The sequence below is a fragment of the Methylobacterium sp. J-001 genome, assembly GCF_022829565.1.
GTDB lineage: Bacteria > Pseudomonadota > Alphaproteobacteria > Rhizobiales > Beijerinckiaceae > Methylobacterium.
In genome coordinates, this window is record NZ_JAKSYN010000028.1 from 87990 (window position 1) to 101520 (window position 13531).

The 13531-nt window shown below is 68.7% G+C and carries 13 protein-coding genes; 7 read left to right on the top strand and 6 right to left on the bottom strand.

Annotation, left to right across the window (positions count from 1 at the left end; all coding sequences use genetic code 11):
- Nucleotides 1–166 precede the first annotated feature (166 nt).
- The 3 genes from MKK65_RS02325 to MKK65_RS02335 are packed head-to-tail and all read left to right on the top strand — an operon-like array spanning nt 167 to nt 3523.
- Nucleotides 167–1459, top strand: coding sequence for an MFS transporter (locus MKK65_RS02325; protein WP_243954974.1), 1293 nt, complete (start codon nt 167–169; stop codon nt 1457–1459).
- A 7-nt stretch (nt 1460–1466) separates the two neighbouring features.
- Nucleotides 1467–2687, top strand: coding sequence for a CaiB/BaiF CoA transferase family protein (locus MKK65_RS02330; RefSeq protein WP_243954976.1), 1221 nt, complete (start codon nt 1467–1469; stop codon nt 2685–2687).
- Between the two features lie 23 nt (nt 2688–2710).
- Nucleotides 2711–3523: an enoyl-CoA hydratase/isomerase family protein gene (locus tag MKK65_RS02335; protein WP_243954978.1), complete on the top strand. Its 813-nt coding sequence runs from the start codon at nt 2711–2713 to the stop codon at nt 3521–3523.
- A gap of 10 nt (nt 3524–3533) precedes the next feature.
- On the opposite strand, the gene MKK65_RS02340 is transcribed toward MKK65_RS02335, so the two are convergent.
- Nucleotides 3534–4001: a YbaK/EbsC family protein gene (locus tag MKK65_RS02340; protein ID WP_243954980.1), complete on the bottom strand. Its 468-nt coding sequence runs from the start codon at nt 3999–4001 to the stop codon at nt 3534–3536.
- A gap of 272 nt (nt 4002–4273) precedes the next feature.
- Here MKK65_RS02340 and MKK65_RS31100 point away from each other — a divergent pair, with 272 nt between their 5' ends.
- The 4 genes from MKK65_RS31100 (at nt 4274) to MKK65_RS02355 (ending at nt 7338) form a co-directional block, all read left to right on the top strand.
- Entirely contained in the window at nt 4274–4405 is a 132-nt protein-coding gene (locus MKK65_RS31100) for a hypothetical protein (protein ID WP_279596462.1), read from the top strand.
- Between the two features lie 911 nt (nt 4406–5316).
- Nucleotides 5317–5823, top strand: coding sequence for a peptide deformylase (locus MKK65_RS02345; RefSeq protein ID WP_243954982.1), 507 nt, complete (start codon nt 5317–5319; stop codon nt 5821–5823).
- A gap of 143 nt (nt 5824–5966) precedes the next feature.
- Nucleotides 5967–6590, top strand: a complete 624-nt coding sequence (locus tag MKK65_RS02350) for a glutathione S-transferase family protein (RefSeq protein ID WP_243954984.1) — start codon at nt 5967–5969, stop codon at nt 6588–6590.
- 124 nt (nt 6591–6714) lie between these two features.
- Nucleotides 6715–7338, top strand: a complete 624-nt coding sequence (locus MKK65_RS02355) for a glutathione S-transferase family protein (RefSeq protein WP_058193796.1) — start codon at nt 6715–6717, stop codon at nt 7336–7338.
- A 19-nt stretch (nt 7339–7357) separates the two neighbouring features.
- Here the strand turns inward: MKK65_RS02355 and MKK65_RS02360 are convergent, their stop codons facing one another.
- The 5 genes from MKK65_RS02360 to MKK65_RS02380 form a co-directional block, all read right to left on the bottom strand.
- Nucleotides 7358–8260 carry a tetratricopeptide repeat protein gene (locus MKK65_RS02360; protein ID WP_243954986.1) on the bottom strand — a complete coding sequence of 301 codons (903 nt, stop codon included), beginning with the start codon at nt 8258–8260 and terminating at the stop codon, nt 7358–7360.
- Nucleotides 8247–9977: a dihydroxy-acid dehydratase gene (ilvD, locus tag MKK65_RS02365; RefSeq protein WP_243954988.1), complete on the bottom strand. Its 1731-nt coding sequence runs from the start codon at nt 9975–9977 to the stop codon at nt 8247–8249. Before ilvD ends, MKK65_RS02360 begins: the two co-directional genes overlap by 14 nt.
- 402 nt (nt 9978–10379) lie before the next feature.
- Nucleotides 10380–11165 (bottom strand): ethanolamine ammonia-lyase subunit EutC, encoded by a 786-nt coding sequence (gene eutC, locus MKK65_RS02370; RefSeq protein ID WP_243954990.1) that lies wholly within the window; start codon nt 11163–11165, stop codon nt 10380–10382.
- Entirely contained in the window at nt 11162–12541 is a 1380-nt protein-coding gene (locus MKK65_RS02375) for an ethanolamine ammonia-lyase subunit EutB (RefSeq protein WP_243954992.1), read from the bottom strand. The genes eutC and MKK65_RS02375 overlap by 4 nt, the downstream gene beginning before the upstream one ends.
- A gap of 63 nt (nt 12542–12604) precedes the next feature.
- Nucleotides 12605–13465: a transglutaminase-like domain-containing protein gene (locus MKK65_RS02380; RefSeq protein WP_243954994.1), complete on the bottom strand. Its 861-nt coding sequence runs from the start codon at nt 13463–13465 to the stop codon at nt 12605–12607.
- Between the last annotated feature and the right edge of the window lie 66 nt (nt 13466–13531).

The window sequence follows — 13531 nt, forward strand, 5'->3', positions numbered from 1 at the left end:
CGTTTTGCGTTCCCGCCAGCCGATTGAATTCGTACCGATCCCCTCGACGCACGGTTGCCTTCCGGCCTAAGAGGCGATTGAATAACGAATACCAAAGAGTGCCCGTCCCCAGGACGAGGCGCCCGGCGACCGCGAAACGCGGCGCCCTGGAGCGGAGGAACGGTCGATGCTGAAGCGCGTGAGCGCCACCCAAGGCGTGCTCGGCCTGCTCTGCGTGATGTACTTCATCACCTATCTGGACAGGGTGAACATCGCGACCGCCGGCGCCGAGATCATCCGCGAGTTCGGGATGTCGAAGACCGATTTCGGTCTGATCCTCTCGGCCTTCGCCTATCCCTATGCGATCTTCCAGGTGATCGGCGGCTCCGTGGGCGACAAGTTCGGCGCCCGGCGCACGCTGCTGGTCTGCGGCATGATCTGGGCTTCGGCCACGATCCTCACCGGCTTGGTCGGCGGGCTGATCAGCCTGTTCCTGGCGCGGGTGCTCCTCGGCTTCGGCGAGGGCGCGACCTTCCCGACCGCGACCCGGGCGATGCAGAACTGGACGGCGCCGGGCCGGCGCGGCTTCGCGCAGGGCATCACCCACGCCTTCGCCCGGCTCGGCAACGCGGTGGCGCCGCCGATCGTGGCCTTCCTGATGTACCATTTCGGCTGGCGCACCAGCTTCGTGATCCTGGGCGGGATCAGCTTCATCTGGGTGGTGATCTGGTACCTGTATTTCCGCGACGACCCGTCCGATCACCCGACCATCACGGCCAAGGAGCTCGAGGCCCTGCCGCCGCCCAAGAAGGTCGGTGCCAAGCAGTCGGTGCCGTGGGAGCCCCTCACCCGGCGCATGCTGCCGGTGACGGTCACGTATTTCTGCTACGGATGGACCCTGTGGCTGTTCCTCGGCTGGCTGCCGAGCTTCTTCAAGGAGAATTATGGCCTCGATCTCAAGAACTCGGCCCTGTTCGCCTCGGGTGTCTTCTTCGCCGGCGTCGTCGGCGATACGGTCGGGGGCATGCTGAGCGACGCGATCCTCCATCGCACCGGCAACGTGAAGCTCGCCCGCCTGTCGGTGATCGTGGTGGGCTTTCTGGGCGCGGCCGCGAGCCTGGCCGGGGTGTTCCTGACCCGCGACCTCACCCTGGTGGCGCTGCTGCTGTCCTCGGGCTTCTTCTTCGCGGAGTTGGTGATCGGGCCGATCTGGTCGGTGCCGATGGACATCGCGCCGAAATATGCCGGCACCGCCAGCGGGTTGATGAATACCGGCTCGGCGGTGGCCGCGATCGTCTCGCCGATCGTGTTCGGCCTCATCGTCGATATGACCGGAAGCTGGACGCTGCCCTTCGTGGGCTCGGTCGGCCTGTGCTTGCTCGGCGCCGCCCTCGCCTTCACGATGCACCCCGAACGCGAATTCGTGGACCCCGTCACCGGGCCGGCCGGCCCCGTGGCGAGCGTGCCGGCCGGGGAGTAGCGCTGCGATGGTGGAGACAACCGGACGTTCCGGGCCGCTCGCCGGCATGCGGGTGATCGAGCTGGCGCATATCATGGCCGGCCCGGTCTGCGGGCTGATGCTCGCCGACATGGGCGCGGAGGTGATCAAGGTCGAGAAGATGGAGGGCGACGACACCCGCCGCACCGTCCCGCCGGCGCTTGAGGGCGAGAGCGCCGCCTACATGATGATGAACCGCGGCAAGCGCGGCCTCAGCCTCGATCTGAAGAACCCGGATGGCGTCGCGGTGCTGCGCCGGCTGCTGGCGAACGCCGACGCGCTGATCGAGAATTACCGCGGCGGCACCATGGAGCGCCTCGGCATCGGCTACGAGACCCTGCGGCAGGAATTCCCGACGCTGGTCTATTGCTCGCTCTCAGGTTTCGGCCGCACCGGGCCCTATGCCGACCGGGCCGGATTCGATCTGGTCGCCCAGGGCATGAGCGGGCTCATGTCGGTGACCGGCGAGGGGCCGGGCCGGCCGCCGATGAAGTGCGGGCCACCGGTGACCGACATCACCGCCGGGATCCTGGCCGCCATGGGCGTGCTGGCCGCTTATGCCCACCGCCTCCGGACCGGGAAGGGCCAGGCGGTGGACACCTCGCTGTTCGAAGCCGGGATCACCCACACCTACTGGCAATCGGCCATCGCCATGGCGACCGGGATCGCCCCGGGGCCGATGGGCTCGGCCCACCCGCTGAACGCCCCCTACGAGGCGTTCGAGACGGCCGACGGCTGGATCACCATCGGGGCGGCCAACCAGACCAACTGGCTGCGGATGCTCAAGGCGATCGACGCGGAGGCGCTGGCCGAGGATCCGCGCTTCGCCCTCAACCGCCACCGCATGGCCAACCGCCACGACCTCGCCGCCACCCTCGCGCCGATCTTTCGCGCGGCGACCTCCGAGGCCTGGCTTGCCCGTCTCGAAGCCGGCGGCGTCCCGGCGGGGCCCGTGCTCGACGTCAACGCCATGCACCGGGACCCGCAGGCGCTCGCCCGGGAAATGGTGGTGGAGGTCGCGCACACCCGGATCGGCCCCATGAAGACCCTGGGCCTGCCCGTGAAGTTCTCGGATACGCCCGGCCGGGTCCACGGGGCGGCGCCGTTGCTCGGCGAGCATTCCCGGGCGATCCTGGCGGAGGCCGGCTATACTGCGGCCGAGATCGACGGCCTGATCGACAGGGGCGTGGTCCGCGAGACCCTGGCCTGATCCCGTTACCCGGAGACGCTGCGATGAGTGCCACGCCCGCCACTGACGAATTGCTGTTCACCACCGACGAGGCCGGGATCGCCCGGATCGTCCTCAACCGGCCGCAGGCCCGCAACGCGCTCACCTTCGCGATGTACCAGGGCCTGATCACCTGCTGCGAGGCGATCGCCGCCGACCCGGCCGTGAAGGCGCTGATCATCACCGGCGCGGGCGACAAGGCGTTCGCGGCCGGCACCGACATCGCCCAGTTCCGCAGCTTCGAGACCGCCGAGGATGCGCTGGGCTACGAGCGCTTCATGGACCGGGTGCTGGGCGCCCTGGAGCGCCTGCGGGTGCCGACCATCGCGGCGATCGCGGGCGCCTGCACGGGCGGCGGTGCCGCCATCGCGGCCGCCTGCGATCTGCGGATCGCCACGCGCGACGCCCGGTTCGGCTTCCCCATCGCCCGGACGCTGGGCAATTGCCTGAGCCAGGGCAATCTCAAGCGGCTCTCCGGGCTGATCGGCCCGGCGCGGGTCAAGGACATCATCTTCACCGCCCGCCTCGTCGGAGCCGAGGAGGCGCTCGCGATCGGCCTCGTCGGCGAGGTGGTGGAGGATCGCCCGGCCCTGACCGCCCGGGTCGACGCCCTCGCACAGCTTCTGGCCGGCCACGCCCCGCTCACCATGCAGGCCACCAAGGAAGGCCTGCGCCGCCTGGCCGAGGAAGAGCCCACCGCCGAAGGCGCGCCGCATCCCGGCGATGACCTGATCCTCCTCTGCTACATGAGCCAGGATTTCCGCGAGGGGATGGAGGCGTTCCTGGGCAAGCGCACGCCGGCCTGGAGCGGGCGCTAGGAGCCCCCACTCACCCCGGCTCCTGGCAGACATCGACCCACACGGCCCCGGTCAGTTCAGCCATGCGGGCCGGCGCAATGCGGACCGCGCTATGGGTGCTGCCGGCGGCGGGAACGACCGCGTCGAAGGCCTTGAGCGAGACGTCGCAATAGACCGGCAGCGGCGCGCGCAGCCCGAACGGGCAGACGCCCCCGACCGGGTGGCCGGTGATCGCCTCGACCTCCGCGAGATCGAGCATGCGGACCTTGCCGCCGAACACAGCCTTGGCCTTCCTGTTGTCGAGCCGCGCGTCGCCCCGGGTGACCACCAGGGCGACTTGGTCGCCGACCCGGATCGACAGCGTCTTGGCGATCTGCGCCGGCGCGACCCCGTGGCCGGCAGCGGCCTCGGCCACGGTCGCGGTGCTCGTGGCCAACTCGATCACCGTGATGTCAGGCGCCCTCTCGGCGAAGAAGGCCCGGACGGATTCGAGGCTCATGCAGGTATTCCTGAAACAACGGTAAGGGTGGCGACGGTCGCCACATCGGCGCAGCCATATGGCAAAGCTTGCGCCGTCGGCAAAAGACGAGTGACCCCGCGACCGCCCGTGCCAGACTATCTTTTGCGCCCGTTCGGGCGCAGGCTCGTTGCATTACCGGAACGGCGGCGACAGGCTCCGGTGACTGCGGATCCCATGTCCCCGCCTGTGACGGGCGCCATGCGGGTCGACCCGGCACGGAGAGCCGCCGTCACGCTCCGGAGGACTTCCCCATGAGCAACGAGAAGCAACGCGGCAACCGCGAGACGAAGAAGCCCAAGAAGGCCGTGCCGAAGACGAACGCTGCGGCCCCATCTCAAAAGAACACCGTTTCGGCGGCGGTGAAGAAGTCCGAGGGCCGTTGAGTTCGAGCGGATCGCATGTCCTCACCGTCGGGCCCGCGGCGATTCGGGAGGCGGCCGCGGTCCGAACATGCGCCCTGCCCCGGGTTGCTTCGCTGCGCGCGGTGACGGTGTAAGCGGCCGCCGAGCCGTCGAAAATCCCAGTCACGCCCCTCACCGTGAGCCAGGGGGAGAATCGATCACGGGATGATCGCCCGGTCGAAGAGCCGGCGGTGGTTGCTCCGCTTCACCGCCGTCCTGGCAACGGTCGCAGCGCTGATCCGGAGGAGTGAAGCCCGGATCACCCAGGCCATCGCGGGGGGATCCGATCTGTGGACGGCCTCGGAGCGGACCTGATGCCTGCGCGGTCGGCAGCGTGTCCGACCGCATGGCGGCTTGTCTCATGGCCGAGATGCCCGAGTCGAAGAACCGCGACATCACCCAGAATCTCGCCCTCGCCGCCCGACCGGGGAGACAGTCCGGATCGGCGGCGAAGAGGGGAACGGCGCATCGCTCTCCATCTCCAACGCGGCCACCACGGCGCCGGCATCAAGGCGGGGCACGGAGCAAGGCGCGCCGGCGCTCGGCGGCCATGTCTTCAGGCGCCGCGCATCCGCGCAACGCGATGAGCTGGCCCAGCTGGCCGAGCTCAGGACGCCAGCAGCCTGGGAGCTGCCCCTCGGCGTCGCTGGCGTCCACCCCGGCATGGGACGCCTTCGAATGCCCGCCCGATCGCGAGCAAGGTGCGGTAGAGCGTGGCGCGTTCGTAAAGCGTGGGCCCCCGAGGTGATCGAAGCTCCAAAGCAAAGAAAGCTGATCGTTTTCCGGGAAGGCGCCCCGCAACCGATCCGCGCCCGTCTTGCCGGTTGACGACGCCCCGTAGCTCCGGTGGAGGAAGGCAACATCCCGCACCATCACAGGTGGACTGACCCGACATGCCGGCCCGCACCCTCGTTCAGTACCCCGACCGTCGCCTGTCCCTGGCGGCAAGCCCGATCAGCGATTTCGGGCCGTCCCTGAAAAGCACCGCCGACGACGTACGGGACACACTCCTGGCCGTCAGTGCTATCGGCCTGACCGCTCCGCATATCGGCATTCCCGAGCGCGTCATGGTGATCCGGCTGTCACCGGATGAGGATCTGCGCATCTATGTGAATCCCCAGGTTCTCTGGGCGTCTTCCGACACGGCTATCCATGACGAAGGCAGTGTCAGCATGCCGGGGGTGCGTGAACGGATCACCCGGCCCGCCGGCATCCGGTTCGGTTTCCAAGATCTCGACGGATCGACCCGCGAGGAGGAGGTTGAGGGCTTCGAGGCCGCGGTGGTCCAGCATGAGATCGATCAGCTCGACGGCATTTTCTGGATCGATCGCCTGTCGCGATTGAAGCGGGATCGTCTGCTCAAGCGCTTCGAAAAGCTGAAATCGGCCTCTCCCCTGTAAGCGATTGCCAAGATGCGCGCCGCCGAAGTCAATCTCGGTGCCGCGCAAGCAACCATAAAAGATTAAAGGATTAGGCACGCCTCCAATTGCAACGCGATCGGCAACGCGTCTACGAATCCGCCGACCGTTCGGGGGAATCGATCATGATCGTCTACGGCACCAGCATCTCGCCCTTCGTGCGGAAGGTTCTCGTGGCCCTCGCTGAGAAGGGCATCAGCTACGAGCACCGGCCGGTGGCGCCACAGGCGGAGGATGCCGCATTCCGGGCGGCGAGCCCCATGGGCAAGATCCCGGCGATCGACCACGACGGCTTTCGGCTGGCCGATTCCAGCGCGTTCCTCGACTACATCGAACGCCTGAACCCGCAGCCGACGCTCGTTCCGGCCGAGCCGAAAGACGCCGCCCGCGCCCGGTGGTTCGACAAGTTCGCCGAGGTCGAACTTCATCAGAAGCTGGGGGTCGTCTTCACGGAGCGCTTTCTGAAGCCGCGGATCTTCAAGGTGCCGGGCGACGAGGCATTGGCACAGCAGGCGGTCGACAAGCATTTGCCGCCGCTGTTCGACTACCTGGACTCGCAGATTTCCGGGCCGTTCCTGGTGGGCGGCGCCTTCGGGATCGCCGACATCGCGGTGGCGGCGCGGTTCCACAATCTCCGGCTGGCGCAGGTCGAGGTCGACCCGGCGCGCTGGCCGAAGCTCGCCGGCTGGGTCGCCCTGACCCTCGACCGCCCCGCCTTCGTCGCGGCGATCGCGGCCCCGGCTTGGTGAGTCCGCGCGGCTTCGTCACGGACCGGTAAGCGCGCCCCGGTCGGCAGACCGACAATCGGCCCTATCTCCAACGTCATGGACCGGCGGATCCACAGACCGCGGTCCCTGTCGCAATGGAGTTCCAATGATCGTCTACGGTACCGGCTACTCGCCCTACGTCCGCAAGGTTCTGGTCTCGCTCACCGAGAAGAACGTGCCTTACGAGCACAGGCCGGTGATGTTCCACGCGCCCGACGCGGATTTCCAGGCGGCGAGCCCGCTCGGAAAGATCCCGGCCATCGAGGATGGCGGGTTCAAGCTGGCGGATTCCTCCGCGATCCTCTGGTATCTGGAGCGCAAGCACCCGACTCCGGCTCTGGTCCCGACCGATCCGCAGGCGCTCGGCCGCGCGGTCTGGTTCGACAAGTTCGGCGACACAGAGCTGTTCGCCAAGCTCGTCGTGCCGTTCGTCGAGCGGATCCTGAAGCCCAATATGATGAGCCAGCCCACCGACGAGGCCGCGGTCACCAAGGCGCTCAACGAGGATCTGCCGCCGTTGTTCGACTATCTGGAGCGGCAGATCTCGGGCCCGTATCTCGCGGGCGACGCATTCAGCATCGCCGACATCTCGATCGCCACGGGCTTCTACAATTTCCACCTGGCCGACGCGCAGGTCGATGCCGGCCGCTGGCCGAAGCTGTCGGCCTACGTTGCCGAGACGCTGGCGCGGCCGTCCTTCAAGGCCGCGCAGGACGCGAAGAAGGGCTGACGACAGCCGGCGGCGGCTTTTAGTGCCGCCGCCGGATCGACCCGACGGTCTGGAGCTGGCTCTGGGCCTCGGCCCGGTCGTCTTCGTTCGCCGCCGCCCAGTTCTTCTCGTAGAGCGCCACGATCCAGTCGTCCTTGCGGCCCTCCGCGCCCTCGCGGGCGAGCGAGAGCCACATCAGGCCCTTCACGCGCTGGACCGGCACGCCGCCCAGCCCGTTCAGGAGCATGTCGCCGAGCAGGGCCTGCGCCGGGTGGTGGCCCTTCTCGGCCGCCAGGTTGAACCAGCGAGCTGCCTGCCGCGGATCGGCCTCGACGCCGGTGCCGTCGAGGTAGAGGCGGGCGAGATTGTACTGCGCGTTCGGCTCGCCGTAATACGACGCCGCGTAGTTGAACATGTCGTAGGCGCGCTCAGGATTGGGGCGCACGTAGGTGCCCTTGATCCCCTCCAGGAAGTAGGTGCCGAGCGCCGTGAACGCGCTGCCGGTGACCGCCGAGTTCTGCGGATCCGGGCCATCGTCGGTGCTGGCGTCGGCGATCCGCGAGAAGAACTCGAACGCCTTCAGGTCGTCGTGGGGCACGCCGTCGCCTTCGGCGTACATCCGGCCGAGCTTCCACAGGGCCAGCGCATGGCCTTGCCCGGCGGCGTATTCGAGGGCGCGTGCGGCGCCCTGCTTGTCGCCGGCATTGTACTCGCGCACGCCGGCGCGCAGCGCGTCCTTGGCCGAGCGATAGCTTTTGTCCGCGACCGGCACCTGGACCGGCGTGCGGACGCTGGCATCGAGCGCCCGCGGCGCCTCCGTGGGCAGGGCGAGCAGGACCAGGACACCGGCCGACGCCGCGATCCTGGCGATCAGGCGGGACCGACCGGGATCGGCCCCGGCCGGCGCCCTGCGCCGGCTGAGGTCAGTCCTAGACGTCCGCATAGCTCTCCAGCTCCTTGGCGCCGCCCGGATGGGTGACGGCGCCGTACAGCGCCGGGCCGACGCCCTGCGCGTATTTCCACAGGTAGCCCGAGGTCGCGGTGTTGGTCCGCGGCGCCCAGGCCTTGCGGCGCTCGGCAAGTACCTCGTCCGACAGGGCGACGCTGAGCGTGCCCTGGATCGCGTCGAGGGTGATGATGTCGCCGTCTTGGATCAGGCCGATCGGGCCGCCCACCGCCGCCTCGGGGCCGACATGGCCGACGCAGAAGCCGCGGGTCGCGCCGGAGAAGCGCCCGTCCGTGATCAGCGCGACCTTGTCGCCCATGCCCTGGCCGTAGAGGGCCGCGGTGGTGGACAGCATCTCGCGCATGCCGGGGCCGCCGCGCGGACCCTCGTAGCGGATCACGAGCACGTCGCCTTCCTTGTAGGTCCGCGACTGCACCGCCTCGAAGCAGGCCTCCTCGCCGTCGAACACCCGGGCCGGGCCGGTGAAGACTTGCTTCTCGGCCGCCATGCCGGCGACCTTCACGATCGCGCCCTCGGGGGCGAGGTTGCCCTTGAGGCCGACGACGCCGCCAGTGGGGGTGATCGGGCGGTTGGCCGGGTAGACCACGTCCTGGTCCGGGTTCCAGGTCACCCGATCCATGTTCTCCGCGATCGTGCGGCCGGTGACCGTCAGACAGTCGCCGTGCATGAAGCCGTGGTCGAGCAGGGTCTTCATCAGCAGCGGGATGCCGCCGACTTCGAACATGTCCTTGGCGACGTAGCGCCCGCCGGGCTTGAGATCCGCGATGTAGGGCGTGCGCCGGAAGATCTCGGCGACGTCGAACAGCGTGAACTCGATGCCGCATTCATGGGCGATCGCCGGCAGGTGCAGGGCCGCGTTGGTCGAGCCGCCGGAGGCGGCGACCACGGTGGCGGCGTTCTCGAGCGCCTTGCGGGTGACGATGTCGCGCGGGCGGATCTGCTTGGCCAGCAGCTCCATCACCTTCTCGCCTGCGGTGGCGCAGAACTTGTCCCGGATCTCGTAAGGAGCCGGGGCGCCGGCCGAATAGGGCAGCGCGAGGCCGATCGCCTCGGAGACGGTCGCCATGGTGTTGGCGGTGAACTGCGCGCCGCAGGCGCCGGCCGACGGGCAGGCGACCTGCTCCAGCTCGTCGAGGTCTTCCAGGCTCATGTCGCCGACCGCGACCTTGCCCACCGCCTCGAACAGGTCCTGGACGGTGACCGGCTTGCCGCGGAACGAGCCGGGCAGGATCGAGCCGCCATAGATGAAGATCGACGGCACGTTCAGGCGCACCATGGCCATCATCATGCCGGGCAGCGACTTGTCACAGCCGGCGAGGCCCACCAGGGCATCGTAGGCGTGACCGCGCATGGTCAGCTCGACCGAGTCGGCGATGACCTCACGCGACGGCAGCGAGGCGCGCATGCCGCCATGGCCCATGGCGATGCCGTCGGTGACCGTGATGGTGCAGAACTCGCGCGGGGTGCCGTGGGCGGCGGCGACGCCCTTCTTCACCGCCTGCGCCTGGCGCATCAGCGAGATGTTGCAGGGGGCGGCCTCGTTCCAGCAGGAGGCGACACCCACGAGCGGCTGGTGGATCTGCTCCCGGGTCAGGCCCATCGCGTAGAGATACGAGCGATGCGGGGCACGATCCGGCCCCTCCGTGACGTGACGGCTGGGCAGCTTCGACTTGTCGTTCAAACGCGTGTCCATCAACCCGAACCAAGCCTTCGCGCCGCCAGTCCCGAGGGTGCAGAAGACCGCGGCGCGTCGCCGTTCGCGATGCGCCGTGGGGGCCGTCCGCGTGCTCGGGAAATCCTCGTTTCAAAACGGTAAATCGTTGTCGAACTTGCCGTTTACCGCGGATGTTGAGGTGGGCTCGGACTATGGCGGGATCGCGGCGTTTGCGGGCAGGTCTCGGGGCAGACCCGGGATCGTTTTACGGTGTTGCGACCCCGCCACAGCCACGCTTGGGGTCGATTGCCGGCGTAAGATTAGGTTAAGGATAATCCTTCACCGAGTAATCCGCGCGATCGCACGTATAGCGCCGATCCTTCGAAGGCCCCCGCCGAGCGGGCGCGGTATCGTCGGGCCGTCGCAGCGGCCTGGACAGTCTCAGTCGGCGGTCGAATTCGGCAAGGCCGGCGCCGCGACGCCGGCCTCCAGGGCGCGGTCGCTCTCGTCCTTCAATGTCACGCCGCTGAGGCCCAGGGTCAGCGCACGGGCGAGCAGCCAGTGCAGCTTGAACGCGGCCCGCTCATGGATAAGGCCGGCATTCCGCACGTTCGAGATGCAGTTGCGCTCCGCATCCGAGCGGCCGATTTTCGGATCCAGCGTCAGGTAGATGCCGAGGCTGTCCGGGGAGGACAGGCCGGGCCGCTCGCCGATCAGCACCGCCACCGCCCGGGCCTTCAGAGCCGCGCCGATGGCGTCGCCGAGCGCCACGCGCGCCTGTCGCGCGATCACAACCGGCGCGAGGCGCCAGCCGGCCGTCTCCGCCAGGGGCCTGAACGCCTCGAGCAATGGCGCCGCGTTCTCGTGCACCGCCCGCGCCGAGAGTCCGTCGGCCACCACGATGGCGAGGTCGGCCGGTTCGGCTGCGGCCTGAAGCCTGGCCAGGTCTTCCGGATCCAGCCGGCGGCCGAGATCGGGGCGGCGCAGATACGTCGCCCGGTCGGGGGCCTGTGAGGCGACCGGGATCGTGCGGAGCCCGAGATCCGCGATGGCGCCGGTGAGCGCTTCCGAATCCATCGGCGCGTGCACGGCGTCCCGAGCCTGGGCGTGGTCGAGGCCGAAGCGGAGCACCTCCCGGGTCGGCAGGCCGCTGCCGGCGCGGCCGAGGCCGATCCGGGCCGGCGTCAGCCCGGCGAGCCGCGCCCAGATCTCCCCGGGTTCGCTCACGCGGCCAGATCCGGTGCGGCGGTCAGCAGCGGCGCGCCCGCTCCCGGCAGCAGGGCACCGGCCTCGTCGGTGAGGCCGATCCCTTGCAGCCAGGCTTCGAATTCGGGGGCGCGCTTCAGGCCCAGAACCTCACGCAGGTAGAGGGAATCGTGGAACGAGGTGGATTGGTAGTTCAGCATCACGTCGTCGGCCCCGGGGACGCCCATGATGTAGGTGCAGCCGGCCGCGCCCAGCAGCGTCAGCAGCGTGTCCATGTCGTCCTGATCGGCCTCGGCATGGTTGGTGTAGCAAACGTCGACGCCCAGCGGCACGCCCATGAGCTTGCCACAGAAATGGTCCTCCAGCCCGGCCCGGATGATCTCCTTGCCGTCATAGAGGTACTCGGGACCAATGAAGCCCACGACGGTGTTGACCAGGAGCGGCCGGAACGGCCGGGCGACCGCGTAGGCCCGGGCCTCCAGGGTCTGCTGGTCGATGCCATGATGGGCATCGGCCGACAGCGCGGAGCCCTGGCCGGTCTCGAAATACATGCAGTTGTCGCCGAGCGGGCCGCGCTTGAGCGTGAGCGCTGCCTCGTGGGCCTCCTTGAGCAGGGCGAGCGTCACCCCGAAGCCGGCATTGGCCTTCTCGGTCCCGGCGATCGACTGGAACACGAGATCGACCGGCAGCCCGCGCTCCATGGCAGCGAGCGTGGTGGTGACGTGGGTGAGCACGCAGGCCTGCGTCGGGATGGCGTGCTTCTGGATCAGACCGTCGAGGAGCTGGAGCAGGTCGCCGAGCGCCTGGACCGAATCGGAAGCCGGGTTGATGCCGATCACAGCGTCGCCGCAGCCGAGGGTCAGCCCATCGAGGATCGCCGCGGTAATGCCCTTCGGATCGTCGGTCGGGTGGTTCGGCTGCAGCCGGACCGCCAGCGTGCCCGGCAGCCCGATCGTGTTGCGAAACCGGGTGACCACGCGGACCTTGCGGGCCACCGAGATCAGGTCCTGGTTGCGCATGATCTTCGAGACGGCCGCCGCGATCTCGGGGGTGACGCCGGGGGCGATCCGGGTCAGCACCTCCGGGGTAGCGGTCAGCAGGAACTCGCGAAAATCACCGACCGTGAGGTGGGCGATCTCCGCGAAGGACGCCGCGTCGTGCGTGTCGAGGATCAGCCGGGTGACATCGTCCTGTTCGTAGGGGATCAGCGGCCGGGCCAGGATCTCGGAGAGCGGCACCTCGGCGAGGCACCAGCGGGCCGCCGCGTTCTCCTCGGCGGACTCCGCCGCGATGCCGGCGAGCCGGTCGCCGGAGCGGACCGGCGTCGCCTTGGCCATCAGCGTGGCGAGATCGGCGAAGACGTGGGTACGTGGGCCGACGACGTGGCGATAGGCCATGCGGTTTCACCCATCATTGCTTCCGAGGATCACAGGATAGCGTGATCCGGTGCGGCTGTCCGGTCAGGCCGCGCCGGCATTCGGCGCGGGCACTTCCGTGGAGATCGCGTCCACCGTGCGCGGCATCGGGCTGCCCTGCCCGTCCGTGCGCTGAATTCGGACTTGCTGGTTGACCGGCTGCATGTTTCCGAACGGCGTCGAGAACGCGATCTCGGCGGCGTCGCGCCCGACGCCGATCCGGACCAGACCGTCGAGGTCGGCCTGGCGGGTGGCGTCGAACAACCACCAGCGGCCGTCGAGATAGGCCTCGAACACCGCGTGGAAGTCGCTCGGCACGAGGCCGTGGGCGTAGCAGCTGACGAACCGGGCCGGGATGCCGAGCGCCCGGCAGAAGGCCGTGCCGATATGCGCGAAGTCGCGGCAGACGCCGGCCCGCTTCAGCAGGGACTCGTCGGCGGTGGTTTCACCGTCGCTGGTGCCGGGCTGATAGGTGATGTGGTCGTGGATCCAGTTGCAGATCTCGTTCACGCGGCTGTGGCCCTTGGGCAGCGCGCCGAACTCGGCCTGGGCGAAGGGCGTCAGCCGGTCGGAGGACACGAACCGGCTCGGCAGCAGGAACGGCAGGATGTCGAGGGGGAGCACCCCGATCGGGGTCTCGTTGATCGTCGCCGGGTCGGCGCGATGAACGGTGAGATCCACCTCCGCATTGTACTCCAGCGCGAACTGGCCCATCGGCACGTTGACGCCGAGATACCGGTTCAGCAGGTCGGGCGTGGTGTAGAGGTCACTCTTCAGGTTCGGCGTGAGCACCAGGCTCTCGCTGAGGATCTCGACGCTCCTCAGCTTGGCGACCTCCAGGTTGAAGATGAAGGTCGTGTCCGAGAGTATATTGTAGGATAGGCTGCAACCGAGGGTATAGCGCATCGGATCTCCTTGCCGGGCGACGAGATGATCGCTGCCCAAGCAAGTGGCGCGCCCGATCGCGGTTCC

Excerpts from the sequence above, each read along its gene's own strand:
- MKK65_RS02325 (WP_243954974.1), top strand. The coding sequence starts at position 167 with ATGCTGAAGCGCGTGAGCGCCACCCAAGGCGTGCTCGGCCTGCTCTGC.
- MKK65_RS02330 (WP_243954976.1), top strand. The coding sequence starts at position 1,467 with ATGGTGGAGACAACCGGACGTTCCGGGCCGCTCGCCGGCATGCGGGTG.
- MKK65_RS02335 (WP_243954978.1), top strand. The coding sequence starts at position 2,711 with ATGAGTGCCACGCCCGCCACTGACGAATTGCTGTTCACCACCGACGAG.
- MKK65_RS02340 (WP_243954980.1), bottom strand. The coding sequence starts at position 4,001 with ATGAGCCTCGAATCCGTCCGGGCCTTCTTCGCCGAGAGGGCGCCTGAC.
- MKK65_RS31100 (WP_279596462.1), top strand. The coding sequence starts at position 4,274 with ATGAGCAACGAGAAGCAACGCGGCAACCGCGAGACGAAGAAGCCCAAG.
- MKK65_RS02345 (WP_243954982.1), top strand. The coding sequence starts at position 5,317 with ATGCCGGCCCGCACCCTCGTTCAGTACCCCGACCGTCGCCTGTCCCTG.
- MKK65_RS02350 (WP_243954984.1), top strand. The coding sequence starts at position 5,967 with ATGATCGTCTACGGCACCAGCATCTCGCCCTTCGTGCGGAAGGTTCTC.
- MKK65_RS02355 (WP_058193796.1), top strand. The coding sequence starts at position 6,715 with ATGATCGTCTACGGTACCGGCTACTCGCCCTACGTCCGCAAGGTTCTG.
- MKK65_RS02360 (WP_243954986.1), bottom strand. The coding sequence starts at position 8,260 with ATGCGGACGTCTAGGACTGACCTCAGCCGGCGCAGGGCGCCGGCCGGG.
- ilvD (WP_243954988.1), bottom strand. The coding sequence starts at position 9,977 with ATGGACACGCGTTTGAACGACAAGTCGAAGCTGCCCAGCCGTCACGTC.
- MKK65_RS02375 (WP_243954992.1), bottom strand. The coding sequence starts at position 12,541 with ATGGCCTATCGCCACGTCGTCGGCCCACGTACCCACGTCTTCGCCGAT.
- MKK65_RS02380 (WP_243954994.1), bottom strand. The coding sequence starts at position 13,465 with ATGCGCTATACCCTCGGTTGCAGCCTATCCTACAATATACTCTCGGAC.